Below are 25,124 nucleotides of genomic sequence, written 5' to 3'. Positions count from 1 at the left end.
AGGATCCGCCCGACAAATCCGCCCGTTCAGCCATCGGCATGGGTGCTGGCGGGTTCGCTCCTCGGGGTTCGCGAGGGGTACGGCGTCGCCGACCCGCGGCCGGCTCCACGACGACCGGCCCACGGCGATCCGCTCACGGCGACCGGCTCACGACGACCGGCTCACGACGGTGCCTGAGGCAGCTTCGCCGTTCCCTTCCCGAGGGCGGGCGCGGACGGGGGCGGCACCACGGGACCGATGTCCCCGTCCGGCGCCTCGTCCAGGTCCACGATCACCGGGGCGTGGTCGCTGGGCCCGGTCCCCTTGCGGGCCTGCCGGTCCACCCACGCGGCCCGCACCCGCCCGGCCACCGGCGCCGAGGCCAGGATCAGGTCGATGCGCATGCCCAGGTCCCGGTGGAACATCCCGGCGCGGTAGTCCCAGTAGGTGAACACGCGCTCGCCCGGCCAGCGGTCGCGCACCACGTCGCGCAGGCCCAGCTCCCGCAGCCGGGCCAGCGCCGCCCGCTCGGGCGGCGTGACGTGGGTCTGGCCGACGTAGGCGCCGGGGTCGAAGACGTCCTCGTCGGCGGGCGCGATGTTCATGTCGCCGCAGACCATGAGGGCCTCCGGCCCCGCCGCGACCGCCGCGCGCAGGGCTTCCAGCCAGGCGAGCTTGTAGTGGTAGTGGTCCGAGCCGGGCGCGCGCCCGTTCGGCACGTACACCGAGTGGACGCGGATCCCGCCGCAGGTGGCCGCGACCGCCCGCGCCTCCTGGTGGGGGAAGCCGGGCGCGCCGGGCAGGCCGGCGACCACGTCCTCCAGGCCCACCCTGGACAGGATGGCCACGCCGTTCCACCGCGGCTCGCCGTGCGGGGCCGCCTCGTAGCCCCGCTCGGCCAGCTGCTCGCCGAGCAGCCGGGTGAAGGCGTCGTCGGCGAGCTTGGTCTCCTGGAGGCACACGACGTCGGGCCGCCGCTGGTCGAGCCAGGGCAGCAGGCGGGGGATCCGCTGCTTGACGGAGTTCACGTTCCATGTCGCCACGCGCACTCTGCCTACGGTAGCCCCGGTCGATTAGGCCAAGCGCTTGCTTGACATCGGAGGCCCTGGGAGCGATGCTCCTCGCATCGGGGACCATCGGGGACCGCCCCTCTTCTTGGTCCGGCCAGGCGCGAGGCCGAGCACGTCCGCTTCGGGAGCCTCGCCATGACCCACCCCACCCGCCGCAGCTTCCTCCGCGTCACCGCGATCGGCGCCGGGGCCGCCGTCGCCTCCGGCGTCATGGGCCGCGAACGCGCCCTGGCCGCCTACGGCCCGGTGCCCGCCCTCCAAGGGAGGACCGCGCTGGTCGTCGGCAGCGGCTTCGGTGGGGCCGTCGCCGCCTGCCGGCTCGCCCAGGCCGGGATGCGCGTGACGGTCCTCGAACGCGGCCGCCGCTGGGACGTCTCCCCCGCCGGCGACACCTTCTGCACGATCACGCGGCCCGACTGGCGGGCCGCCTGGTTCAGCGACCGGCCGCACCTGGGCCTGCTGCCGGGCGCGACGCCGATCGGCAAGCGCGCCGGGCTCGTCGCCAAGCACCACGGCGAGGGCATCGACGTGCTGTCGGGGACCGGCGTGGGCGGCGGCTCGCTGGTGATCGGCATGTTCATGCCGCAGCCGCGCAGGGCCGACTGGGAGCAGGTCTATCCGGCGGCTCTGCCGTACACGGACTTCGACACGGTCTACTGGCCGCGCGCCCGGCGGAACCTGGGCGTCACCCCGGTGCCCGACGACATCCTGGCGCATCCGCAGTACAGGGGCGCGCGGGCGTGGCTGGAGTACCAGGCGGAGTTCGGGAGCACGCCGGTCAAGATCCCCTTCGCGGTGGACTGGGACGTCATCCGCGCGGAGCTGGCCGGGCAGGCGCCAAGATGCCACACGATCGGGGAGGGGCCGCACGGCAGCAACTCCGGCGCCAAGAACAGCGTCGACAAGAACTACCTCGCCTGGGCCGCCGCCACCGGGAACTGCTCGATCCTGCCCCTCCACGTCGTCACGGAGATCCGGGAGGCCGGCGAGCGCTTCGAGGTCAGGGCGCGCAACATCGACGTCGACGGGACGGTGCTGGAGACCAGGACGTTCGCCGCCGACTTCCTCTTCCTGGCCGCCGGCTCGGTCCACACCACCTCGCTGCTCCTCGTCGCGCGCCACCACGGGTGGCTGGGCCGCCTGCCGGACACGGCCGGCAAGGGCTGGGGCAACAACGGCGACTTCCTCGTGGCCCGCTCGACTCTGCGCAAGGACGTCGGGTACGCCCAGGGCGGGCCCGGCGACACGAAGTTCTTCGACGACGCCAACCCCTACTGCCGGGCGTCCATGGCCTGGGAGGCGGCGCCGGTGCCCGCCTGGCTGCCGCGCACCACCGCGCACCTGGTCACCACGCTGACCCCCGAGCGGGGAGAGATCCGCTACGACCCGTCCACGGGAGCGGGGCGGGTGTGGTGGCCCTACGGGCTGATGGAGACCAAGGGCGAGCGGGCGGGCCGCGACCTGGTCACGCGGCTGTGGTGGCAGACCGAGGGCAGGCACGGGCACCTGTTCAACGGCCTGCCGGACTACGACGAGGGCAGCGGGCCGGGCCTGGGCGCGGCGAACACGTGGCATCCGCTGGGCGGCATGGTGCACGGCCGGGCCACCGACTTCGACGGGCGGGTCCTGGGGTATCCGAACCTCTACTGCGTGGACGGATCGGTCCTGCCGGGCTCGACGTGCCTGGCGAACCCGTCGCTGACGATCACGGCGAACGCGGAACGCATCATGGACCGCTTCGTCGCCTCCCATGCGTGACGGGCGCCGCCGCGTCCCGCACGTCCGCGATCCTTTCTCAACCGACGCCGACGCTTTGCCGTTCGGGCTCGATCACGGCCACGATGCGCTCGTCTCCTCGGGGGTAGGGCGTGCCGGTGTACTTCATGGCCAGCCGGTCGACGATCTCCCACGCCGCGTCGCCGTCGAGCCATTCGACGACCCGGCCACGGATGACGACGGGCTGGAACGGGTTGTCGACGGGCGCGATGGACAGCGCGCACCGAGGGTCGCGGCGCAGGTTGCGTGCCTTGCGCATGCCCGGACCGGTGAAGAAGACGATGCGGTCGCCGTGGGCGCCGACATAAACAGGAGTGGTGTGGGGCGAACCGTCCGGGAGGACGGTGGCGAGGTGGGCGATCGACGTGCCGTCGAGTACGCGGCGCACGTTGGGGTCGAGCATGTGAGCTCCTTCAGCGAGGGTTGCCGGCGCGCCAGGCGACGTAGTCGGCGACCGCCGTGGCGATGTCGAAGTCCGGCGCGAAGCCGGTGTCACGGGTGAGCCGGGTGATGTCGAGGTAGGGGTCGGCGCCGGATCCGGGGCCGCTCCGCCGCCCGGGCAGCAGATCGAGTTCCAGTCCGGGCGTGATCGCCCGCAGGGCGTCCGCGAGCTCCCGGTTGGTGAACGGCCGGCCCCTGGACACGTTGTAGGTGGTGTGCCGCAGCGTTTCCGCGGTCGTCAGCAGCGCGATCGCTCGCCCGGCATCGGGTGCGTAGCAGCTGTCGCCGCCGTCGTCGGCGTGCAGCGGCGGCGGCTCGTCGCCGCGGAGCACGGCACTGATGTACGGCGGGATGTGGTTGAACGGTGATTCCGGATCCATCAGCGGTCCCCAGACGCTTCCGATCCGGAGCACGACCGGCTGGACGCCACTGCCCTGGAGGCTGTGGGTGGTGAGCGGCTCGACGGCCTTCTTGAACGCGACGATCAGGTGCGGCAGGTCCACGGTGGGCAGTGCGAGCTCCTCGTGCCACGGGTTCTCGCTCCGGCCGATGTAGACGCCGAGACTGCCGGCGACGGCGAACTTGCGCACGCCCCAGGTGCGGGCGGCCTCCAGCGCGTTGAGCAGACCGGTGGTGTCCGTGCGGAAGAAGGCGACCGGGTCCTCGTCGGGGATGGTGCCGGCGAGGTGGACGATGTCGCCGATGTCGTGGCGATCGGCCAGAGCGAGGAAGGCGTCCCGGTCGGTGACGTCGAGGTTTTCCACGGCGACCCGGCCGGAGAGGAACGACGGGACCTCGGCCCGGCGGTGGGCGGTGACGACGACCTCATGGCCGAGGTCGACGAGCGCGCGGGCGGTGTGGGCACCGATCATGCCCAGCCCGCCGGTGACGAGGATCATAGGATTCTTTCCTTCGCTGTCGATCAGATGGCTTGCGGGAAGTCGAAGAACCGGTGCGGGTCGTAGGTGTTCTTGACCGCGGCCAGCCGGGCGTGGTTGCCCGCGTGGTAGGCCTCGGCCCAGTCGTCGAGCGCGAGGTCGGGGAAGTTGGGGTAGACGCGCCCCGATCCGTGGGCGTGGGCGGTCGCCCAGGAGCGATCGACCCACGGGTCGGTCGAGCCGGCGACGTGTTCGAGTAAGAAACGCTCGCCGCGGTGGGCGAAGGCGGTGGCGTCCTCGGCGACCCGGTTGTAGGCCCCGCCCATCGCGGTGAACGTGAGCTGTCGCCGGCCCGCGGGCCGGGGTTCGCCGAGCTGGGTCAGCAGCGATGCGATGGTGCGGCCGGGCATCGCGTGGGAGAAGAACTCCGACCGGATCCGCAGGGCGCGTGCGGGCAGGTCCCGCGGGTCCATGTCGGCGAAGGTGCGCTTCAGGTCCGAGTAGGGCATGCCGGCCCGCAACTCGATCGCCTGGTCGGTGAAGTCCCGCAGCAGTTCCCGTGTCTGTTCCTCGTCGAGGGTGGCGGCGCCGAACAGGGTGGCTCGGATGGGTGCGCCGGGGTCGGACACGACGGTGAGGTTCGCCGTGAGCTCGTCTGGGGCGTCCGGCGCCCAGGCCTGCCAGGCGGCGACCAGGTCCTCGATCGCGGTGTCCGGCCAGTGCGCCTCGACGCGGGTGGTCGTCGGTTCCGGCACCGTGGCGAACCGCAGCGACGTGACCACGCCGAACTGGCCGCCGCCCGCGCCGCGCAGCGCCCAGAACAGATCCGGTTCGTGGTCGTGGTCGCAGTCCACGACACGGCCGTCGGCGAGCACGACCTGCGCGCCGACGAGGTGATCGCAGGTCAGCCCGTGCTCGCGCCCGAGCAGACCGATCCCGCCGCCGAGAGTGAGGCCGGCGACGCCGACGGTGGGACCGCACCCGGCCGGCAAGGTGCGGCCGTGGGCGTGCAATGCCGCATACACCTGCCCCAGGCGGGCGCCGGCGCCGATCGTGGCGACCCGGCCCGTCACGGAGATGCCGTCGAGGCCGGACAGGTCGAGCACGATCCCGTCCGTCGACGATCGGCCCGCGAAGCAGTGCCCTCCGCCGCGGGGAACGAGGCGGTCACCGGTGGCCGCCGCGTGAGCGATGGCTCGGCGGACGTCGGAGACCGAGCGACACAGCACCACGAGCCGGGGGCGCACCTCCCGGTAGGCGGGGTCGGCCGGGCGGCGGATCGCCTCATAGCCCGGTGATCCGGGGCTGAACGACTCGCCGTCGAGTGCATCGCGGAACTCGGTCACGAGCCGAGACTACGAGCGGCCTGACGACGAGTCTTGAACAAAACGCGCGGATTCAGCGCCGTAGCGGCGGTCTGCCACGGGTGGCGAGGAAGGGCCTGTACGAGGCGGAGTGATCATGGCCGCAGGCGCACCGGTCGAGCTCTCCGCCGAGTAGCCGGCTCGGGGTGAGGCCGGTCAGCCGGAGGCATTCCCGGCTGAGGTGTGCCTGATCGGCGTACCCCACGTCGACCGCCAGCCCCGCCATGCCGTCCGAGCCACGCCGGCCGGTGGCAGTCGCGCCGGCCTGGGCGAGCGCGAGGAATCCCTGGAACCGCAACGTCCGCTGGAGCACCTTGGGACTCACGCCCAACCCGTGCAGGCAGCGGCGGCGCAGTTGGCTCGGAGACAGCGCGAGGTGGTCGGCCAGGGCGTCGATGCTGACCGGGTGCCAGGGCATCAGCGCCCGCACAGCCTCGCCCACCAGTGGATCCACGCGGGCCCCACCGCGGAACTCCCGCACGAGGTGGGCCTGCAAGACCATGAGCGCCCGCTCGGGCGACCCGGCCCGGCCCATCGCCTCCACGAGGCGGTCCGCCGAGCTTCCCCACAGCTCCGTCAAGTCCGGGCACTGGTCCACCAGGTCGTCCAGCACCGTGGGCAGGGGCGGCGCGGCCCCGGGCTGGAACCGCACGCCCACGATCGTGGTGTGCGCCGGAATGACCTCGATCTCCGGACCGGTCAGCGGACCCAGCAGCCGGGGAGCGCCGCCGATCGGAAAGTGGATCTCGACCCCGCCCGTGGGCAGGTGCCGCTGCACGTACGGCGCCTCGCCGGTGCGTTGGAGCCAGACCGTGCGCACCACCCCGGCCAGCTCCGGCAACGGCGCACGCTCGACGTAAGACTCCATTGCGCTCATCCTCACACAGAGCGCCCAGTGGTGGAGCTATGGGGACTCGAACCCCAGGCCTCCTCCATGCCATGGAGGCGCGCTACCAACTGCGCCATAGCCCCTGGTCACCGCTTCGAGCTCACCCGTTGCGGCGCTCGGAGAGCATATCGGTTCTCCGGGGCATTCGCCTAATCGAAGCCTGTACGGCACGAGCCGTACAGGCTCCTAGCCCTCGGCCTCCGGCCGGTCGTCGCTGTGCACCGGCTCGGGCAGGGTGCCGGCGTTGTGCTCCAGCAGCCGCCAGCCCTTGCGCCCTTCCTCCAGCACCGACCACGAGCAGTTGCCGAGCCCGCCGATGGCCGACCACAGCTCCTGCGGCAGCCCGAGGAGCGCGCAGATGCCGAGCCGGAGCGCCGCGCCGTGCGAGGCGATCACGAGCAGGCCGCCGTCGTCGAGCCTGGCCGCCCAGCGGCGCATGGCCGCCGAGACACGCTCGGCCACGACGGCGACGTCCTCACCCTCGGGGGCCTCCCAGGCGAGGTACTCCTCCGGCCACCGCTCGGCGATCTCCTCGCGCGTCAGGCCCTCCCACAGGCCGCCGCCGCGCTCGCGGAAGTCCTTGTCGACGGCCACGTCGAGGTTGACCAGGCGGGCGAGCGCCAGGGCGGTGTCGTGGGCGCGCTGCAGGTCGGAGGAGACGATGAGCGACGGGCGCAGCGCGGCCAGGAGCGAGGCGGCCCTCGCGGCCTGCGCGATGCCGGTCTCGTCGAGCGGGATGTCGGTGTGGCCTTGGAAGCGCTTCTCGACGTTCCAGAGGGTCTGCCCATGCCGGAGGCAGACGATCCTCCGGCTCACGCCCTGGCCCGCTGGATGTTGGCCTGCACGACGCTCTCGGGCAGGGCGATGGCCGGGCAGTCCTTCCACAGCCGCTCCAGGGCGTAGAAGGTGCGGTCCTCCTCGTGCTGGACGTGCACGACGATGTCGAGGTAGTCGAGGAGCACCCAGCGGCCTTCGCGCTCGCCCTCGCGGCGCACGGGCTTGGCGTCGGCCTCCACCCGCATCCGTTCCTCGATCTCGTCGACGATGGCGCGGACCTGGCGATCGTTGGAGGCGGAGCAGAGAAGGAAGGCGTCGGTGATGACGAGCTGCTCACTGACGTCGTAGGCGAGGATGTCATCGGCCAGCTTGTCCGCCGCGGCCTCGGCGGCGATCCTGACCAGCTGGACGGCTCTGTCGGATGCGGTCACGATGCGGGTCTGTCCTCCAGATTGACGGAACTACCCTCCAGGTTACCCTTCCGCGGCCAAAGTACCGGGCCCGGCGGGCACGCATGTGGCAGGAGGGACTGCGGGCGGCCACTATGCGCTGCCCTGGGCCGCCCGACAGCTCTTCCGCCGCAACGGTAGGCCCGTGCGCGCAACGTGTCCAGATGTCAGCATTCGGAAATATCCGACAGTATCCGGCAGCATTCCGGTCATATCGCGATTAAGCCCGATAAAAGTCCGTTTGCTGATGGCAACGTCCTTGATGCTTTTATGGTGGGCGCCGTCCGGCCGGAGTACACTCCGCAGCCGTGAGCGCGGGTCACCCTTGCCCGCCCGGACCCAATGCCGCGCGTCGATTCCCGATCGCCTCGCCCGCCGTACGGCGTGCCGCAAGAAAATCCCGCCATCCGACGCGCAGCGGGAAAGAGGGCCATGCCGTTGGAACTGCGTCGGCGCCTGGCGGACGGGTTCGTCGTCATCGAGGTCGAAGGGGATCTCGACATCGCCACCGACGCCACATTCCGCGAATTCGTCGTGGAATCGCTCGACCGCGACTCCGTGAACGCGGTCGTGGACCTGTCGCGCCTGTCGTTCATCGGCGCGGCGGGGCTGTCGTCGCTGATCGGCCTGGACCTGTACGCGACGACCGTGGGCGGGACGCTGCGGCTGGCCTGCTCGCAACCCGTCTTCGACCGCGTGCTCCGCGCGGCCGGGCTGGCCGGCCGCTTCGTCTGCTACCCGTCGGTGGAGGCGGCGATGGCCCAGAGCACGACACCGCCGTCATAGCCGCCGTCATGACGGCCGGTCACGGTCCCGCGGGTCCTTCGGTCAGGGGTCCAGCCGGAGGGCGGAGGGCTGCGTGGACTCCTCGAACCGCCTCGCCCTGTCCACGCAGGCCGGGCAGATCGGCTCCCTGACCGCCCTGGCCTCGGCCTCCGGCGCCGGCTCGCGGAAGGTGCCCAGCACGGTCATGCCGGGCGGCAGGCCGGTCTCGGGGTCGATCGCGACCGTCACGACGCTCGCGAGCCTGTAGTGGAAGGCTCGCTTGCACGAATAGCACCTGCCGATGGTCGGGATCTGCTCGTCCGCCATGAGCCTCCGCCTTCCTGCCGCCGCACGCCGGTCAAGCGTCCGCCTTACCGTACAGCTCCGCTTGTTGACGTAGCGCGAACGCTGCAACCTTGGCCCTGGCCTTCCTCCGGAACCCTTGGCCGGGACACATGTCCGCCTCTCGGCGTCCTTCCATGAGCAGTGGTCTGGACCATGAGCACCCACCCCAGGCTCTCACCGGTCTCCATCGGTGTGGCGTGGAGCACTCATCACTCTTAGTCCTGATAAGACTACTCATCGTGATTACATGGAAAGCGAGATCCGCGCACCACCACGTGGAGACCCGTGACCGAGCGGAGGCAGCGGGATCCACCGGCTCGAGGAAAGCCAGCAGGCCGATCGTCGCAGCAGGGCTTGCCGGCGTCCTCATGGCAGGGATGATGGTCTGGTCCGAGGTCGCCGACGCCATGGCGCAGCCGCCGACGTGCTTTGGATCGCCGGCCACGATCATCGCGACGCCCAACACGCCCACGAGCGGAACCGCGGGCCGAGACGTGATCATCGGAACCGCGGGTCCAGACGTCATCGACGGCCTGCAGGGCGACGACCTGATCTGCGGCCTGGCGGGAAACGACGTCATCGCCGGCGGGCTCGGGGACGACCAGATCGACGGCGGCGCCGGTGATGACGGCGTGCACGGCGACATCTTCCGCCAGACGGGAAACGCGTCAGGCGGTGGGAACGACCGCCTTTTCGGCGGCGACGGCGGCGACCTCATGAACGGTGACAGCTTCGCCCCCAGCGGTACCGCCACGGGCGGGGGCCGAGACCAGCTGTTCGGTGGCGACGGTGACGACCTCATGACCGGCGACAGCCGCGGGCTCACCGCATCCGGTGGCGGCAAGGATCTGCTGGTCGGCGGCGCCGATGGCGGCACCGGCGACGAACACCTGGTCGGAGACTCCGGCTCGACCGCCGGTGACGCCTCTGGCGCGGGGAACGACATTCTCCTGGGCGGACCCGGTAGCGAACTCCTGATCGGTGACAGCAACGCCGCCCGGAACGCGAGCGGAAACGACGGGAACGACTCCCTGAACTTGGGCACCGACGGCGGATTCGCCGCGCTCGGAGACCACAACATCAATGACCCCGCGGGGGGAAGCGCCACCGGTTCCGGCAGCGACCTCATTGTCGGCGGCACCGCGGACGACTTCCTGGTCGGGGACAGCGCCGTCGTGAATGCCGCCGTCACGAGCGCGGCGAACGATGTGATCTCCGGCGGAGGGGGAAACGACACGCTGTTCGGTGACAACACCGACTTCGACGTCACCATGACTGTCGGAACGGCAGGCGGCAATGACCGCCTCGACGGCGGCGACGGTGTCGACACTCTCCGGGCCGGGCCCCGCAACGACTTCCTTGACGGCGGCCGGGGGGCTCCGGACGACTGCGACGGCGAGGCGGGGATCGACATCGCGACCCGCTGCGAGATCGTCTCGAACGTGCCTTAGACGGGTTTATCGCCTCACCGAGCCGGTGGTCCGGCTGAAGGCCGTGCCGTGTCCGCTCTGATCAGGCACGGCGAGAGCGTCAAGGCCGTCCGGCACCTCCTTGGGCACAGCTCGGCCGGCACGACCTTGAACACCTCCTCCCACCTGTGGCCGGACGCCGGCACGAGAGTCCGCGTGGCGATGGAGGCCATGTCCAGGGATGTGCCCTCGCTGTGCCCTGATCATGAAGGCGAGTAGTTCCGTGGCTGGTCAGGAGTCCGTCTTGCGGTACAGCCCCCGCTTGTTGATGTACTGCACGATGCCGTCGGGCACGAGGTACCAGATCGGCTCCCCGGCGGCCACGCGCTCGCGGCACTCCGACGACGAGATCGCCAGCGCCGGCACCTCGATGAGGCTCACCTTGCCCTCCGGCAGGCCCGGGTCGTGGAGGTGGTGCCCGGGGCGGGTGCAGCCGACGAAGTGGGCCAGCTCGAACAGCTCGTCCGCGTTGCGCCAGTGCAGGATGGCGGCCAGGGCGTCGGCGCCGGTGATGAAGTAGATATCCGTGTCCGGCCCGTAAATGGCTGAAATATCACGCAACGTGTCGATGGTGAAGGTCGGACCCGGTCTGTCCACATCCACGCGGGAGACGGAGAAGCGGGGGTTGGACGCCGTGGCGATGACCGTCATGAGGTACCGGTCCTCCGCCGCCGACACCTGCCGCTCGTCCTTCTGGTACGGCCGGCCGGTCGGCACGAAGACGACCTCGTCGAGGTCGAAGTGGTGGGCCACCTCGCTGGCCGCCACCAGGTGACCGTGGTGGATCGGGTCGAAGGTGCCGCCCATAACGCCCAAACGGCGCTTACCCTCCCCACGTGGCGCGTTCATCATGGAACGGACCATACGCGCAAACATCCGCCGGCGTTCACACCACCCCCTCCACAAAAGCGCGCATTGCCTTCGCCACGGACGTAGCATGCCCGCATGACGACCACCCCGGATCGCAACCGAGTACAACTGCCCGGCATCTCGTCTCGTGCCTACGAACACCCCGCGGACCGGTCCGCGCTGGTCGCTCTGCGCAAGCTGAGCGGGTTCGACACGGTGCTCAAGCAGATGTCCGGCTTGATCAGCGAGCGCCGGCTGCGCCTGATGTACCTGGCCTCGGCCGTGCGCGTGAGCGAGACCCAGTTCCGCTCCCTCTACGACATGGGCCGCGACGCCGCGTACATCCTCGACCTGCACCGGGTCCCCGAGATCTACGTGCAGCAGGACCCCTCGGTCAACGCCAAGGCCATCGGCTTCGACGACCCGTTCATCGTCGTGACGACGGGCCTGCTCAACCTCATGAACGAGGAGGAGCAGCGCTTCGTCGTCGGCCACGAGACGGCCCACATCCTGTCGGGTCACGCGGTCTACCGGACCATGCTCGACATCCTCACCCGCCTGGCCACCCGCGTGGCGTGGATCCCGCTCGGCTACATCGGCCTGCGCGCGATCGTGGCGGGCCTGGAGGAGTGGTACCGCAAGTCGGAGCTGTCCAGCGACCGGGGCGGCCTGCTGACCGGGCAGGACCCGGAGGCGGCCAAGCGTGCGCTGATGAAGCTCGCCGGCGGCGACTACACCCACGAGATGAACATCGAGGCCTTCCTCGCCCAGTACGCCGAGTACGACACCGCCGGCGACCTGCGCGACGGCTTCCTGAAGGTGCTCAACCTGCTCGGCACCACCCACCCGTTCGCGGTCGTGCGCGTGGCGGAGCTGGACAAGTGGCAGCGCAGCGGCGAGTACGAGCGCATCCTGGCGGGGGACTACCCGCGCCGCGAGGACGACGCCAACGCGCGCGTCACCGAGGAGGTCAGGGCCGCCGCCGAGTCCTACCGCCGCTCGTGGTCGGAGTCGCAGGACCCGTTCATCGGCGTGCTGCGCGACGTGGCCGAAGGCGCGGTGAGCGCCGGCGAGCGCATCTTCAACCGTTTCGCCCGCCGCGAGGGCTGAACGGCGCTCCCGGGGCGGGCGTGGGGACCCCGCGCCCACCTCGGACTCACCGGAATCGGACTCACAGCAGCAGTGCTATCCCCCGCACGGCCGCCGCGCACAGGGCGACGAAGCCGCCCAGCACCGCCAGCGCCCGCAGCCCGTCGCGGCGCAGGTCCGGCAGCCGCGCGCCGACCCGTTCGATCTCGCGGCCCAGGATCGCGCCGCAAACCACGCCGAACACCACGCCGGCGGCGATGATCGGCGCGGTCTGCTGCCACCAGTCCGGCCCCAGCTGCCCGCCCGCGACCACCCAGACGGTCACCGCCGCGACGGCGCCCGCGGGCAGCCCCGGCCAGACGACCACGGTGACGGCCGCCGCGACCACGACGAACGGGAACGTCAGCACCCGCAGCACGATCCGCGCCTTCCGCGAGGCGTATTTGTGCACCACGCGGTGCCCGAACCACAACGTCCTGGTCAGGATCACCAGCGTGGCCGTGATGCCGAAGGTCGCCACCGGCCAGATCACCGTGGCGACCACGCCCGGCACCGCCAGGATCGCCAGCGCGAGCAGCGCCATGTTGCCCGCGGGGAGAGCCATGGCGGGCGCCTCGTCCGCCGCCCGCGCCGCGCTCCTGGCTACCCGCGCCTTCCCCTCCTGGCCGGTACGGCTCCGCGCCGCCTTGCGCTCCTCCGGGGAACGGGCGGCACGCCCCTCGGCGAACGAGCGCGCCAGAGCGGCGGCGGCCCCCGCCGGCGGCCGGCCGGCCACCGCGCCCCTGCCACCGGCCGCCGGAACCGCCTTCCCGGACCCCGGCGCGCCCCTGCCGGACGCCGACCCCGAGGCGCCCTTGCCGGGCACTCCCTTGGGCGGGGCGGAGCCCCTGCCCTCCGCGAGCGAGCGGGCCAGGGCGGCGCCGCCCCGCCCCTCCAGCGAGGGGCGGCCCGATCCGCGCCCGTCCCCCGTCGAGCGTCCGCGCGGCGGCGGCACCTTGTCCTGCTCCCCCGTCCTGGCCGCCCGTCCCGGCCGCCCGGCCTCCGAGGGCTGCCGGGGCCGGGGCGGCGCCTCGGCGGCGGCCTTGAGCAGCCGCGCCAGCCGGTCGGCGAGCATGGCGGCGGTGGGCCGCTTGGCGGGTTCGCGGTTCAGCGAGGCCCGCACCAGCGGCAGCAGCCCGGCCGGGACGCCCTTGAGGTCGGCCTGCCCGTTGAGCACGTTGTACATCTGCGCCTCGGCCGTCCCCCGCCCGAAGGTGGGCCGGCCGGTCGCCGCGAAGGCCACCGTGGCCGCCCAGGCGTAGACGTCGGCGGGCTCGGCCACCTGCTCGTCGGCGAACAGCTCCGGCGGGGCGTAGCCGGGCGTGCCCAGGAACGTGCCGGTCAGCGTCAGCCGCGTCGCGTCACGCACCTGCGCGATCCCGAAGTCGATGAGGACCGGCCCGTCGGGGCTCATCAGCACGTTGGCGGGCTTGAGGTCGCGGTGGACGATCCCGGCCGCGTGGACGATCGCGAGCGCGGCGGCGATGCCGTGGGCCACTTCGAGCAGCTCGACGCCGAACAGGGGGCCGCTGCGCCGTACGCGGTGCAGGAGGGTGTCCCCGTCGATGTACTCCATGACCACATACGGCCGGGCGCAGTCGAGGTCCGCGTCGAGGACCCGGGCGACGTAGGGGCTCTCGACCCGCCGCAACGCCCGGACCTCGCGATCCAGCCGAATCCTCGACGAATCATTCTCAACGAGGTCGCGCAGCACCTTGATGGCGACCCGCTCGCCACGGCGGCTGACAGCGAGATAGACCTCGCCCATCCCGCCTCGGCCGAGCCTTTCGAGAAGGGTGTAGGGCCCGACCTTGCCGAGCTTGCTCACCGTCCCTCCCCTGCGCCCATAAGGGCACAACTTTAACGCCGCCGGCACCGCCCTTGACGGAAGGCGCGCCGACACTACCGGTTGTTGGACAGCAGGCTGTCGAGTTCGGCGGTGGGCTCCTCGGTGAGCCTCCTGCGGCCCTTGCGACGCCAGTTGACGTGGCCGCGGCTCTCCAGCCACAGCAGCAACCGGTCCGCGGCCAGCAGCACGGCGGCAGAGAAGGCGAGGGCGATCACGATCTCCATGCGCCCAGTCAAGTGGGCCGGACCCCGCCCGGTCACGGGGACACGCCGGGCCGGAAAGAGGGCGGGCCCCGCCGTCCACGGGGCCCGCACCAGCATTTCCGCTTATCCCCGCAGATGTCCTTCGCCGGTGTAGACCCACTTGGTGGAGGTCAGCTCGGGCAGGCCCATCGGGCCGCGGGCGTGGAGCTTCTGGGTGGAGATGCCGATCTCGGCCCCGAAGCCGAACTCCCCGCCGTCGGTGAAGCGCGTGGAGGCGTTGACCGCGACGGCCGCCGAGTCGACCAGCGCGACGAACCGGCGCGCGGCCTGCTGGGAGCGGGTGACGATGGCGTCGGTGTGGGCCGAGCCGTACTTCCTGATGTGCGTGACGGCGTCCTCGAGCGAGTCGACGACGGCGGCGGCGATGTCGAGCGAGAGGTACTCGGCGTAGAAGTCGTCCTCGGTCGCCGGGACGGTCTGGCCGTAGGCGGCCACCCGGGCGTCGCCGTGCACGGTCACGCCCGCCTCCGCCAGCGCGGCCAGCGCCCTGGGCAGGAACGCCTCGGCCACCTCGGCGTGGACCAGCAGCGTCTCGGCCGCGTTGCACACCGACGGGCGCTGGGTCTTGGCGTTGAGCAGGATCGCCAGCGCCTGGTCCAGGTCGGCGTCCTTGTCGACGTAGACGTGGCAGTTGCCCACGCCGGTCTCGATCACCGGGACCGTCGACTCCTCCACCACCGAGTTGATCAGCGACGCGCCGCCGCGCGGGATCAGCACGTCAACCAGGCCGCGGGCCCGCATGAGGTCCTTGACCGACTCGCGGGTCACGCCGGGGACGAGCTGGACGGCGTCGGCGGGCACCTCGGTACCCTCCAGCGCCTGCCGCATGACGCGCACCAGCGCCGTGTTGGACTCATACGCGCTGCTGGAGCCCCTGAGCAGGACGGCGTTGCCGCTCTTGAGGCACAGCGCGGCGGCGTCGACCGTCACGTTGGGGCGGCCCTCGTAGATGATGCCGATCACGCCCAGCGGCACGCGGATCTGGCGCAGCTCCAGCCCGTTGGGCAGCGTACTGCCGCGCACGACCTCGCCGACCGGGTCGGGCAGGTCGGCGATCTGGCGGACGGCCTCGGCGATGGCCTCCACGCGCCCGGCGTCGAGCCGGAGCCGGTCGATCATCGCCGCCGAGGTGCCCGACTCGCGCGCCTTGGCCACATCCAGCGCGTTGGCCTCCACGATCTCGCCGGCGTGGGCGACGAGCGCGTCGGCGATGGCGCGCAACGCCCGATCCTTCGGCGCCCTCGGCAGCGGGGCCAGCTCGGCGGCGGCCTCTCGCGCCGCGCGGGCGACCTTCAGGAATTCTGTGCTCATTGCCTCACTCCGTGTTTATGGTCGCGCCTTCGGCGCGACTGCTCAGCGCGCGGCCCGATGACTCGATGACTAAGCGTGGGTCTCCAGTATGACGATGTCGTCGCGGTGGATCAGCTCGCGCTCGTACTCCGGGCCGAGCTCGCTGGCCAGCTCCCTGGTCGAGCGCCCGAGCAGGCCGGGGATCTCCTCGGCGTCGAAGTTCACCAGCCCGCGCGCCACCACGCCGCCCCGCGGCCCGCACAGGTCGACGGGGTCGCCGGCGGCGAAGTCGCCCTCGACGGAGACGACCCCCGCGGGCAGCAGCGACTTGCGCCTGGCCACGACCGCCTCGACCGCGCCCTCGTCGAGGTGGAGCCGCCCGCGCCCGGTGGTGGCGTGGGCCAGCCACAGCAGGCGCGTGCCCGGATGCCGGCCTCCGGGGTGGAAGAACGTGCCGACGTCGGCCCCGGCCAGAGCCTGCGCGGCGTGCGCGGCGGCGGTGAGCACCACCGGGATGCCCGCGCCGGTCGCGATCCTGGCCGCCTGGACCTTGGTCACCATGCCGCCGGTGCCAACGCGCCCGGAGGTGCCGAGCTCCACCCCGGCCAGGTCCTCCGAAGTGCGCACCTCCGCCAGCCGCCGGGCGCCCGGCCGCGAGGGCGGCCCGTCGTAGAGCGCGTCGACGTCCGACAGCAGCACCAGCGCGTCGGCCCTGATCAGGTGGGCCACCAGCGCGGCCAGCCGGTCGTTGTCGCCGAAGCGGATCTCGTCGGTGGCCACCGTGTCGTTCTCGTTGACCACCGGCACGATGCCCAGCTCCAGCAGGCGGTTGAGGGTCCGCTGGGCGTTGACGTGGTGGGAGCGGCGCATCATGTCGTCGGCCGTCAGCAGCACCTGGCCGACGCGCAGGCCGTACCGGGCGAAGGACGAGGTGTAGCGCGCGACCAGCACGCCCTGGCCGACGGAGGCGGCCGCCTGCTGGGTGGCCAGGTCGCGCGGCCGCGAGGTGAGGCCGAGCGGGCCCAGGCCCGCCGCGATGGCTCCGGAGGAGACCAGGACCAGCTGGGTGCCTTGGTTGCGGCGCGCCGCCAGCACGTCGACGAGCGCGTCGACCCGGTCGACGTCGATCGTGCCCTGCGGCGTGGTCAGCGAGGAGGATCCGACCTTGACGACCACTCTCTGCGCCGCGCTGAGCTGTTCCCGCACGTCCAGAACCTTATCCGAGTCCGCGAGTCCGCCCGGCCCGGTGTCCGCCAGGCGAGACGGGCCTCAGCCGAGCCGCGAGTCGGTGCCGCGCGGGCCCAGCCGTACCGACTCGGCGCTCAGCGTGGGCTGCCAGTCGAAGACGTAGCCGTCCTCCAGCGAGCCGATGATGACCTCGGCCCCGGCGGTCGCCCCGGCCTTGACCAGCTCCTCCTCCACGCCCAGGCGCTCCAGCCGGTCGGCCAGGTATCCCACCGCCTCGTCGTTGGCGAAGTCGGTCTGCCTGATCCAGCGCTCGGGCTTCTCGCCGGTGACCTGGAAGGTGTTCTCGCCCACCTGCCGCACGGTGAACCCGGCATCGCCCAGCTGCCTGGGCCGGATGACCAGCCGCGTGGGCTCCTCGACCGGCCTGGCGGCACGCGCCGCGGCCACCCACTCGCCCATGGCGTACACGAACTCCCGCAGGCCCTCGTGCGAGGCCGCCGAGATCGTGAACACGCGCAGTCCGCGGGCCTCGAAGTCGGGCGTGACGATCTCGGCCAGCTCCCGCGCGTCGGGCACGTCGGCCTTGTTCAGCACGACCATCCGGGGCCGGTCCTCCAGCTTGCCGTATGCGTGCAGCTCGGCCTCGATGACCTCGTAGTCGGTGATCGGGTCGCGGCCCGGCTCCATGGTGGCGCAGTCGATGACGTGCACGAGCATGTCGCAGCGCTCCACGTGGCGCAGGAACTCGTGCCCCAGCCCCTTGCCCTGCGACGCGCCCGGGATCAGCCCCGGCACGTCGGCCACCGTGAACACCGTGTCGCCCGCGGTCACCACGCCCAGGTTGGGCACCAGCGTCGTGAACGGATAGTCGGCGATCTTCGGGCGCGCGGCCGAGATGGCCGCGATGAGCGAGGACTTCCCCGCGCTCGGGAAGCCGACCAGCGCCACGTCCGCGACGCTCTTGAGCTCCAGGATCACATCCAGCGACTCGCCCGGCTCGCCCAGCAGCGCGAACCCCGGCGCCTTGCGCCTGGGCGAGGCGAGCGCGGCGTTGCCCAGCCCACCCTGGCCGCCCTTCGCGATCACGTAGCGGGTGCCGACGCCCACCAGGTCGACCAGCACCTCGCCGGTCCTGGCGTCCTTGACCACCGTCCCATTGGGGACCGGGAGGACGACGTCGGCCCCGTTGGCGCCGTCGCGGTGCCCGCCCTGGCCCTGCTTGCCGTTCTCGGCCTTGCGGTGCGGGCGGCGGTGGTAGTCCAGCAGCGTCGCCGTGCTGGGGTCCACCTCGAGGATCACGTCGCCGCCGCGGCCGCCGTTGCCCCCGTCCGGGCCGCCGAGCGGTTTGAACTTCTCGCGATGGACGGAGGCGCAGCCGTTGCCCCCGTCGCCGGCGGTGATGTGCAGCACCACCTGATCCACGAAGTCCGGCATTCTGCCTCCTCTTTTCTTTCCTTATGGTGTACGGCGGGGCCGGGTGAGGCCCAACCGCCGCACGTGGCCGGGCTCCGTCCAGGGAGACGGCCGGCGAGCGTGCGTGGCCGACCGCCGTGACGCGCGTCTTGTCGGCCGCGTCCCGGGTCACCGGGCCGGGCGCCGCACGTGGCGCGCCGGCTGGGACGGAAGCGCGCCGAAACGCGAACGAGGGGTGGACCGGCGACGATCCACCCCTCATACAACGCCAGAAGGCGGCGGGTTACTCCGCTTACTCCGCGACCGGGACGATGCTCACGGCGCGACGCCCGGCCTTGAAGCCGAACTGCACGTGGCCGGCCTTCAGCGCGAACAGCGTGTCGTCGCCGCCGCGGCCGACGTTCTCGCCCGGGTGGAAGTGGGTGCCACGCTGGCGGACGATGATCTCACCGGCGTTGACCAGCTGGCCGCCGAAACGCTTGACGCCCAGGCGCTTGGCGTTGGAGTCACGGCCGTTCCGGGTGGACGATGCGCCCTTCTTGTGTGCCATTGCTCAAACTCCCCATCACGCCTGATCGATGCCGGTGACCTTCACCTGGGTGTACCGCTGGCGGTGACCCTGGCGCTTCTTGTAACCGGTCTTGTTCTTGTACTTCAGGATGCGGATCTTCGGGCCCTTGGTCTCGCCGAGAACCTCGGCGGTGACCGTGAACTTACCGGCCTCGGTGGTCACATCGCCTTCGTTGACGACGAGCACCGTCGGCAGCGAAACCGTCGACCCGACCTCGCCGGCGACCTTGTCAATCTCAAGGACGTCACCGACGGAGACCTTCTGCTGCCTGCCGCCGCAACGAACGATCGCGTACACCGCGGAACCCTTCTGCTGTCTACTGTTGCGATCCTCGGCCGACCCCGGACAGGGGCGACCGCTGACTGCCGAATGCTGCGCCCTGCACTCGTCTCCGTCTGGAACCGACGAGCCAGTCAGGCGCGCGAACTGGGCGCACCGCCGGGCGCACCGATTGACCAGGGTACCGGATAACCGGCACCCTCGTCGAACCGGACGGATCGTCGGCCGTCCGCCGTCAGGAGTCGGCGGACTTGGCTCGGCGGGAGCGTCGCCGCCCCCGGCCGGAAGTCTGGTTCGCCTGGTCGTCCCCCGCCTGGTCGGCAGAGGGGACGTCATCAAGCGCACCGGTCACAGTATCACGCCCGGCGGACTCCTTGGCCGCGGAGACCTTCTCCGCCACCGCCTTCTCGACGGCCATCTTGCCCTGCGTGCCGCGCGCATCGGACTTGGCCTCGACCGGCTCGGTGGAGACGATCAGGCCGCGGCCGTTGCAGCACTCGCACGGCGTGGAGAAGGCCTCCAGCAGGCCCTGGCCGACCCGCTTGCGCGTCATCTGCACCAGGCCCAGCGAGGTGACCTCGGCCACCTGGTGCTTGGTGCGGTCGCGGGCCAGGCACTCCAGGAGCCGCCGCAGCACCAGGTCGCGGTTGGACTCCAGCACCATGTCGATGAAGTCGATCACGATGATGCCGCCGATGTCGCGCAGCCGCAGCTGGCGGACGATCTCCTCGGCCGCCTCCAGGTTGTTGCGCGTGACGGTCTCCTCCAGGTTGCCGCCCTGGCCGGTGAACTTGCCGGTGTTGACGTCGACCACGGTCATGGCCTCGGTCCTGTCGATCACCAGCGAGCCGCCGCTGGGCAGCCAGACCTTGCGTTCCAGCGCCTTGGCCAGCTGCTCGTCGATGCGGTGCGCCTCGAAGACGTCGGTGTCCTCCTGCCAGTACGACAGGCGGTCGGCCAGGTGCGGGGCGACGTACTTGACGTACTCCTCGACCGTCTCCCAGGCCTCCTGGCCCTGCACGACCAGCGAGGAGAAGTCCTCGTTGAACACGTCGCGCACGACCCGGATGGTCAGGTCGGGCTCGGCCGACAGCAGCTCGGGCGGGCTGGCCGACTTGGCGCGCTTCTGGATGTTCTCCCACTGCGCCGACAGCCGGGCCACGTCGCGTGCGAGCTCCTCCTCCGAGGCGCCCTCGGCTGCGGTCCTGACGATCACCCCGGCGTTGTCCGGCATGACCTTCTTCAGGATGCTCTTCAGCCGCGCGCGCTCCTTGTCGGGCAGCTTGCGGCTGATGCCGGTCATCGAGCCGTCGGGCACGTAGACCAGGTAGCGGCCGGGCAGCGAGATCTGCGAGGTCAGCCGCGCGCCCTTGTGCCCGATCGGGTCCTTGGTGACCTGCACCAGCACCGACTGCCCGGACTTCAGGGCGGTCTCGATCCGCTTGGGCTGGCCCTCCAGCCCGGCGGTGTCGAAGTTGACCTCGCCGGCGTAGAGGACCGCGTTGCGGCCCTTGCCGATGTCGACGAACGCCGCCTCCATGGAGGGCAGGACGTTCTGCACCTTGCCGAGGTAGACGTTGCCCACGTAGGACTGGCTGGCCTCGCGGTTGACGTAGTGCTCGACGAGGATGCCGTCCTCGAGGACCGCGATCTGGGTACGGTCGCCCGTCCGGCGGACCACCATCATGCGGTCGACCGACTCGCGCCGGGCCAGGAACTCGGCCTCGGTGATGATCGGCGGACGCCTGCGGCCGAGCTCCCGCCCCTCGCGGCGGCGCTGCTTCTTGGCCTCCAGGCGGGTGGAGCCCTTGACGCTCTGCACGCCGTCGGCGGCCACCTCCAGCAGCGAGCCGGTCCGCCCGGCGCGCGGCGCGCGGATGCGGACGACCGTGTTGGGCGGGTCGTCGCTCAGCGGCTCGGCCGCGTCCTCGTCCCCGCTGCGACGGCGGCGACGGCGGCGCCTGCGCGAGGTGGAGGCCTGCGTCTCCTCCTCCTCTGCCTCCTCCTGTTGCGGCTGCTCCTCGGACTGCTCCTCCTCGGCGCCGTCCTCGGCCTCGTCGCCCTCGTCGCCCTCGTCGCGCTCGCGTGACTTGCCGCGCCCGCGCCCGCCGCGACGGCGGCGCCTGCGGCGGCCGCCGCCGTCCTCGCGCTCGGCGTCCTCGGCCTCCTCCTCGGCGGTGTCGTCGGGCTCTTCGAGCTCGACCTCGTCGTCGCCGATGATCGGCGCGTTGACCTGGATGCGCGCGGGGACGGCCTGGCTGGGGTCGGGCGCCTGGAACAGCGGCGTGAAGATGGTGGCGGGCCGCTGGAAGGTGACGTCGGGCTGGTCCTCGCGGCGCGCGGCGAACCCGAACGGGTCGGCCAGCAGGCCGGGACGGCTGATCGGCTCCTCGTCGAGGTCCTCGCCGGCCGGCTCGTCGTCCAGCGGCTCGTCCTCGGGCAGCTCCTCCAGCAGCTCCTCGTCGACGTCCGCGCCCTCGGCGTCGTCCCGCGCCACACCGGCGGCAGCCGTACCGGCCTGAGACACGGCCTCCGCGGCCGTGCCGGTCTGTGCGGCGGCGGCCTGCGTGGCGGCGGCCTGGGCGGCGCCGGTCGGCGCGCCCTCGCCCACGCCCCCGCCGATCGCGGCTCCCGTGCCGAGGACGTCGGCGACCGGAGCACCCTCGCCGACGCCTCCGGAGACGCCGGAGCCGACGGCTTCCCCCGCTCCCGCGGCCGGCTGAGCGGTCGTGTCGACGGCCTGGGCGCTCGCCTCGGCGGCGGCGGGCGTGCCGGCGCCGATGCGCTCGGACACGTTGGCGTCGCCGCTGGGCGCGCCCGCTTCAGGCTCGTCGGCCTCCTGGGAGGAGGCGCGCGTCCTGGCCCGCGACCGCGTCGACCCCGTGGCCGTGCGGGTCGTGCGGGCCCTGCCGCGCGCCGTGCGAGCGGCAGGCTGCGCCTCCGCCCCGGCCTGCGCCTCAGCCTGGGCTTCCGTCCGTGCCTCCGCCTCGGCGTCGGCTCGCTCGGCGACGCTCTCGGCCGCCTCGGCCGACGCCTGCGGGATCTCTCCCACGGCGTCCCGTACCTCGCCCGGGGCGTCGGCGATCGGGGCAGCGGCCCCCGCCTCGGCGGCTGCCGTCTCCTCAGCCTTGGCGGTCTCGGCCTTCTTGCGCGTGCGCCGCGGCTTGGCGGGCGCGGAAGCAGCGGCGGCCTCGGTCTCGTCCTCGACGCGCGGCGGTCCAGGCGGCCTGGTGGCCTTCCTGGTGCGGCCGTTGACCGCGAGCTCCTCGGGCGCGGGCACGACGATGCGCCCCACGGCCGCCTCGCTGAGCGGCGCGGGAGCGGCGGCGACCGTGATCTCCTCGGGCTCGTCGAAGGCGGGCGGGCCGGGAGCCCTGGTGGCTCTCCTGCCGCCGGGCTTGACCGCGGCGGCCGTCTCGGGGTCGACCTCCACGACCTTGGCGACCGGCGTCTCCGCGGCCTCCTGCTCGGCCTTCTTGGTGGTACGGCGGCGCGTCACGGCCTTCTTGGGCTTGGCCTCCCCGGCGGGGGACTCGGCCGGGGCCGCGACGATCACGCTGGGGGTGTCGTCCAGAGGAGGCGGGCCGGCGGGCCGGCTGGCGGCGCCGCGGCGTCTGGTGGACTGCTGTTCAGTTGTGTCCCCGTCGGTGCCGGCGGCACCGTTGCCGGGCTCGTTCTCGAGCATGCGGGCGTTCTCCCGTCAGCTCCCGGGCGCAGACTCTGCGCCGCGCAGGAGCTCTCGTGTTTCGTTGTCCGCCTGCGCCGCCCGGAGGGGCGGCACGGGCGCCAAGTCCTGTCATCGGCGGAGCCGTGTGGCCCCGCCTACTCGCCGCCGTGCTCGCCGGCCGGCCCCGCTTCGCCGCCGCGCGTCGTATCGCGGTCAAGGTCGAACGGGTCGGCAGGCGTACGGGCAGCGCCGAGCGGTCCCTGCGCCAGCCTGGTCACCTCGGGGGGGACCGGCGGCGCGAAGTCGGCCACCTGACGCAAGCCTGCGAGCACGTCGTCGGGTCGAACGGCAGGAGTCACGTGCCGAACAACCATGCGCAGTATGACACACGACTGCCCGGGCACCTGAGCTGCGGTTCTGGCTGTTCCCTCCGCTGCGGCGGCCACGGCGAGGTCGAGCACCGCCTCGCGGGCGTCGAACCGGCGGATGCCCTTCTTGGTCAGGCGCTCCACCTCCACGATGTCCGCGGCGAGGAACTTCTCCGCCGCGGCCCGCGCGGCCGGCTCCTGCGCGCCGGGCAGCCGTAGCTCCCACACCGAAGCCTCCAGCCGCTCGGCGAAGCCGGACGATCGCGCCTCGACGACCTCCAGGACGTCGAGGCCAGGCGGCAGCGACCCGTCGAGGTCGGCGCGCACCCGCTCGGGGTCGCACCGTTCGGTGACGGCGATCTCGAGGTATTCGGCCTCGCTGGCCACGCCGGTGGGCGCGGCGCCCGCGTAGGAGATCTTCGGATGCGGGGAGAAGCCCGCGCTGAACGCCACCGGGATGCCGGCGCGGCGCACCGCCCGCTCCACCGCCCGCGAGATGTCGCGATGGCTGGCGAAGCGCAGGCGGCCACGCTTGGCATAACGCACTCTCAGGCGCTGCACCGTCGGCGCGGGAGCGGGCCCGTCGGGAACAGGTTTCAGAGCGATGTCTTCCTTTCTCGGTCGGGTCGGTCCCGCCGCACACGAGACGTCCCCTCCACGTTTCCTTCTCCTCAGAATAAGGCCATGCGAGAGCCGCCATCCCCGTCCTGACCTCCGAGATCTTGTCGTACGGCTCCGCACGACTTGTGGGATCTTGACGGGAAATGCGGCATTTGCCGACGATCGACGGATGCGCCGCCCTCGCGTGAAGCCGGAACACGCCCCTCACCGCCTCGGCGACGGCACCGTCAGGCTCGGCGGCGTCCTGTACGGCGTGGCCTCGGAGATCCCCGATCCCGAGGGCTGGGCGTGGGCCGCGCTGACGCTCATGGACGGCACCCGCTCCCCCGGCCAGGTCGCCGCCGCGCTGCGAACGCGCTTTATCGGCCTCACCCGCGAGGAGGCGGACGACATCGTCGCCGTCCTGCTGGACTCCGGCCACGTGGAGGACGCCGCCCCGGGACCGTGCGAGGAGCTGGACGCGCGGGAGAAGGAGCGCTACAGCCGCAGCCGCGACTACTTCCGCTGGATCGACCTCACCCCGCGCGACCACGGCTGGGAGCCGCAGCTCGCACTCAAGGGCGCCCGGGTCCTGGTCCTCGGCCTGGGCGGCACCGGCAGCCACGCGGCCTGGTCGCTGGCCGCCGCCGGCGTGGGGCGCCTGCACCTGGTGGATCCCGACGTGGTCGAGTTGTCCAACCTCAACCGGCAGGTCCTCTACACCGAGGCGGACCTCGGCCGCCCCAAGGCCGACGTCGCCGCCGCGCGGCTACGCCGCCTCAACTCCGCGATCGACGTCACCGCCGAGCGGGCCGCCGTCACGAGCCCGCGGGACCTGGCCCGCCTCCTTGACGGCTTCGACGTGCTGGCGCTGTGCGCGGACCGGCCGCGGGAGCCGTACGGGATCAGGACCTGGGCCAGCCGCGCCTGCGCGAGGGGCGGGATCCCGTGGGTGAGCGGCGGGTACGACGGCCCGCTGGTGAGCGTGGGGGTCTTCGGCCCCGGCGGGCCGTGCTTCGAGTGCGTCCGCGCCGGCATCCCGGCCCAGCCGGGGGCCGGCTACGCCTGGCCCGGCGTGACGGGCCCGTCGGCGGGGCTGTCCGGGCAGCTGGTGGCCAACGACGTGCTCGCCCTGGTCACGGGCCTGACGCCGGTCCCTCCCGGCTACTTCCACGGGCTGACCCTGCTCGACCCCGACGCGCACGTCTACGCCCGCCATCCGTCGCGGCCCGGCTGCGAATTCTGTCCTTGATGAAAAACTGGAGAGATCATACTTTGACGGCTGGCCGTTCCCCACACGATCGGTAAGGAGTGTCATGAGCAGCACCCCTGCGCCTGAGCCCTGGCAGGAGCGGAAGCCGCGCAAGAAGATCGTGATCCGCCGGCTGGGCAAGACCGAGACCGCGACGGTGGTGCAGCCCAGCGGGGGCAACTCCAACTGACGCGGGAGCAGGGCG

At 72.1% G+C, this 25,124-nt stretch carries 25 protein-coding genes and 1 tRNA gene; 7 read left to right on the top strand and 19 right to left on the bottom strand.

Translation table 11 applies throughout. The features are described from left to right. Positions 1–161: 161 nt before the first annotated feature. The gene (locus BSB02_RS26585) at positions 162–1,028 is read right to left on the bottom strand and encodes an exodeoxyribonuclease III (RefSeq protein WP_206184903.1); all 867 of its coding nucleotides are present in this window, start codon (positions 1,026–1,028) and stop codon (positions 162–164) included. Positions 1,029–1,184: 156 nt separating this feature from the next. Here BSB02_RS26585 and BSB02_RS26580 point away from each other — a divergent pair, with 156 nt between their 5' ends. Beyond that, positions 1,185–2,807, top strand: coding sequence for a GMC oxidoreductase (locus BSB02_RS26580; protein WP_084963070.1), 1,623 nt, complete (start codon positions 1,185–1,187; stop codon positions 2,805–2,807). Between the two features lie 37 nt (positions 2,808–2,844). Here BSB02_RS26580 and BSB02_RS26575 read toward each other — a convergent pair whose 3' ends face one another. The 7 genes from BSB02_RS26575 to rsfS form a co-directional block, all read right to left on the bottom strand. Next, positions 2,845–3,228, bottom strand: coding sequence for a PPOX class F420-dependent oxidoreductase (locus BSB02_RS26575; protein ID WP_084963068.1), 384 nt, complete (start codon positions 3,226–3,228; stop codon positions 2,845–2,847). A gap of 10 nt (positions 3,229–3,238) precedes the next feature. Beyond that, positions 3,239–4,165, bottom strand: a complete 927-nt coding sequence (locus BSB02_RS26570; protein ID WP_084963066.1) for an NAD-dependent epimerase/dehydratase family protein — start codon at positions 4,163–4,165, stop codon at positions 3,239–3,241. Positions 4,166–4,188: 23 nt separating this feature from the next. After that, a complete protein-coding gene (locus BSB02_RS26565; RefSeq protein ID WP_084963064.1) occupies positions 4,189–5,490 on the bottom strand; it encodes an FAD-binding oxidoreductase in 1,302 nt (433 codons plus the stop codon). Positions 5,491–5,542: 52 nt separating this feature from the next. Further along, on the bottom strand, positions 5,543–6,376 hold the full coding sequence (locus tag BSB02_RS26560; protein ID WP_084963063.1) for a helix-turn-helix domain-containing protein: 834 nt from the start codon (positions 6,374–6,376) through the stop codon (positions 5,543–5,545). Positions 6,377–6,404: 28 nt separating this feature from the next. After that, positions 6,405–6,480, bottom strand: a tRNA-Ala gene (locus BSB02_RS26555). A gap of 103 nt (positions 6,481–6,583) precedes the next feature. Further along, positions 6,584–7,213: a histidine phosphatase family protein gene (locus BSB02_RS26550; protein WP_084963060.1), complete on the bottom strand. Its 630-nt coding sequence runs from the start codon at positions 7,211–7,213 to the stop codon at positions 6,584–6,586. Continuing rightward, positions 7,210–7,605: a ribosome silencing factor gene (rsfS, locus tag BSB02_RS26545; protein ID WP_084963058.1), complete on the bottom strand. Its 396-nt coding sequence runs from the start codon at positions 7,603–7,605 to the stop codon at positions 7,210–7,212. Before rsfS ends, BSB02_RS26550 begins: the two co-directional genes overlap by 4 nt. Before the next feature lie 450 nt (positions 7,606–8,055). Here rsfS and BSB02_RS26540 point away from each other — a divergent pair, with 450 nt between their 5' ends. After that, on the top strand, positions 8,056–8,409 hold the full coding sequence (locus tag BSB02_RS26540) for an STAS domain-containing protein (protein WP_158088731.1): 354 nt from the start codon (positions 8,056–8,058) through the stop codon (positions 8,407–8,409). Between the two features lie 42 nt (positions 8,410–8,451). Here BSB02_RS26540 and BSB02_RS26535 read toward each other — a convergent pair whose 3' ends face one another. Further along, complete coding sequence (locus BSB02_RS26535; protein ID WP_084963054.1) at positions 8,452–8,715, bottom strand: hypothetical protein; 264 nt, start codon at positions 8,713–8,715, stop codon at positions 8,452–8,454. 395 nt (positions 8,716–9,110) lie between these two features. Between BSB02_RS26535 and BSB02_RS43140 the strand changes: the two genes are divergently transcribed. Together BSB02_RS43140 and BSB02_RS26525 are read left to right on the top strand one after the other, a co-directional pair. After that, complete coding sequence (locus tag BSB02_RS43140) at positions 9,111–10,184, top strand: calcium-binding protein (protein WP_158088730.1); 1,074 nt, start codon at positions 9,111–9,113, stop codon at positions 10,182–10,184. 48 nt (positions 10,185–10,232) lie between these two features. Further along, positions 10,233–10,421 (top strand): site-specific integrase, encoded by a 189-nt coding sequence (locus BSB02_RS26525; protein WP_084963050.1) that lies wholly within the window; start codon positions 10,233–10,235, stop codon positions 10,419–10,421. Positions 10,422–10,433: 12 nt separating this feature from the next. Here BSB02_RS26525 and nadD read toward each other — a convergent pair whose 3' ends face one another. Next, positions 10,434–11,066, bottom strand: coding sequence for a nicotinate-nucleotide adenylyltransferase (gene nadD / locus BSB02_RS26520; RefSeq protein ID WP_084963048.1), 633 nt, complete (start codon positions 11,064–11,066; stop codon positions 10,434–10,436). Between the two features lie 81 nt (positions 11,067–11,147). On the opposite strand from nadD, the gene BSB02_RS26515 reads away from it, so the two are divergent. Further along, positions 11,148–12,161 (top strand): M48 family metallopeptidase, encoded by a 1,014-nt coding sequence (locus BSB02_RS26515; RefSeq protein ID WP_084963046.1) that lies wholly within the window; start codon positions 11,148–11,150, stop codon positions 12,159–12,161. 61 nt (positions 12,162–12,222) lie between these two features. Here BSB02_RS26515 and BSB02_RS26510 read toward each other — a convergent pair whose 3' ends face one another. From BSB02_RS26510 to BSB02_RS26475, 9 genes are all read right to left on the bottom strand, one after another. Further along, the gene (locus tag BSB02_RS26510; protein WP_084963044.1) at positions 12,223–14,007 is read right to left on the bottom strand and encodes a serine/threonine-protein kinase; all 1,785 of its coding nucleotides are present in this window, start codon (positions 14,005–14,007) and stop codon (positions 12,223–12,225) included. A 74-nt stretch (positions 14,008–14,081) separates the two neighbouring features. Beyond that, the gene (locus tag BSB02_RS41125) at positions 14,082–14,252 is read right to left on the bottom strand and encodes a hypothetical protein (protein ID WP_169729439.1); all 171 of its coding nucleotides are present in this window, start codon (positions 14,250–14,252) and stop codon (positions 14,082–14,084) included. A 102-nt stretch (positions 14,253–14,354) separates the two neighbouring features. Continuing rightward, complete coding sequence (locus BSB02_RS26505; RefSeq protein WP_084963043.1) at positions 14,355–15,602, bottom strand: glutamate-5-semialdehyde dehydrogenase; 1,248 nt, start codon at positions 15,600–15,602, stop codon at positions 14,355–14,357. A gap of 69 nt (positions 15,603–15,671) precedes the next feature. Beyond that, positions 15,672–16,787 (bottom strand): glutamate 5-kinase, encoded by a 1,116-nt coding sequence (gene proB, locus BSB02_RS26500; RefSeq protein WP_084963041.1) that lies wholly within the window; start codon positions 16,785–16,787, stop codon positions 15,672–15,674. Positions 16,788–16,850: 63 nt separating this feature from the next. Then, a complete protein-coding gene (obgE, locus tag BSB02_RS26495; protein ID WP_084963038.1) occupies positions 16,851–18,203 on the bottom strand; it encodes a GTPase ObgE in 1,353 nt (450 codons plus the stop codon). 271 nt (positions 18,204–18,474) lie between these two features. Further along, positions 18,475–18,732 (bottom strand): 50S ribosomal protein L27, encoded by a 258-nt coding sequence (gene rpmA, locus BSB02_RS26490; protein WP_084963036.1) that lies wholly within the window; start codon positions 18,730–18,732, stop codon positions 18,475–18,477. A 15-nt stretch (positions 18,733–18,747) separates the two neighbouring features. Further along, entirely contained in the window at positions 18,748–19,050 is a 303-nt protein-coding gene (gene rplU, locus BSB02_RS26485) for a 50S ribosomal protein L21 (RefSeq protein ID WP_084963034.1), read from the bottom strand. 217 nt (positions 19,051–19,267) lie between these two features. Continuing rightward, entirely contained in the window at positions 19,268–22,717 is a 3,450-nt protein-coding gene (locus BSB02_RS26480; RefSeq protein ID WP_240506669.1) for an Rne/Rng family ribonuclease, read from the bottom strand. A gap of 137 nt (positions 22,718–22,854) precedes the next feature. After that, positions 22,855–23,628, bottom strand: a complete 774-nt coding sequence (locus BSB02_RS26475; RefSeq protein WP_084963032.1) for a TIGR03936 family radical SAM-associated protein — start codon at positions 23,626–23,628, stop codon at positions 22,855–22,857. Positions 23,629–23,857: 229 nt separating this feature from the next. Here BSB02_RS26475 and BSB02_RS26470 point away from each other — a divergent pair, with 229 nt between their 5' ends. After that, positions 23,858–24,919 carry a HesA/MoeB/ThiF family protein gene (locus BSB02_RS26470; RefSeq protein ID WP_143591180.1) on the top strand — a complete coding sequence of 354 codons (1,062 nt, stop codon included), beginning with the start codon at positions 23,858–23,860 and terminating at the stop codon, positions 24,917–24,919. A 64-nt stretch (positions 24,920–24,983) separates the two neighbouring features. Next, the gene (locus BSB02_RS43135; protein WP_276206357.1) at positions 24,984–25,109 is read left to right on the top strand and encodes a hypothetical protein; all 126 of its coding nucleotides are present in this window, start codon (positions 24,984–24,986) and stop codon (positions 25,107–25,109) included. Positions 25,110–25,124 lie beyond the last annotated feature (15 nt).

Origin of the sequence: Thermoactinospora rubra (assembly GCF_002093975.1) — a bacterium.
Lineage (GTDB): Bacteria > Actinomycetota > Actinomycetes > Streptosporangiales > Streptosporangiaceae > Nonomuraea > Nonomuraea rubra_A.
Note: the sequence above shows the minus strand (reverse complement) of the source record. Positions and strands in the feature narration are given on the sequence as shown.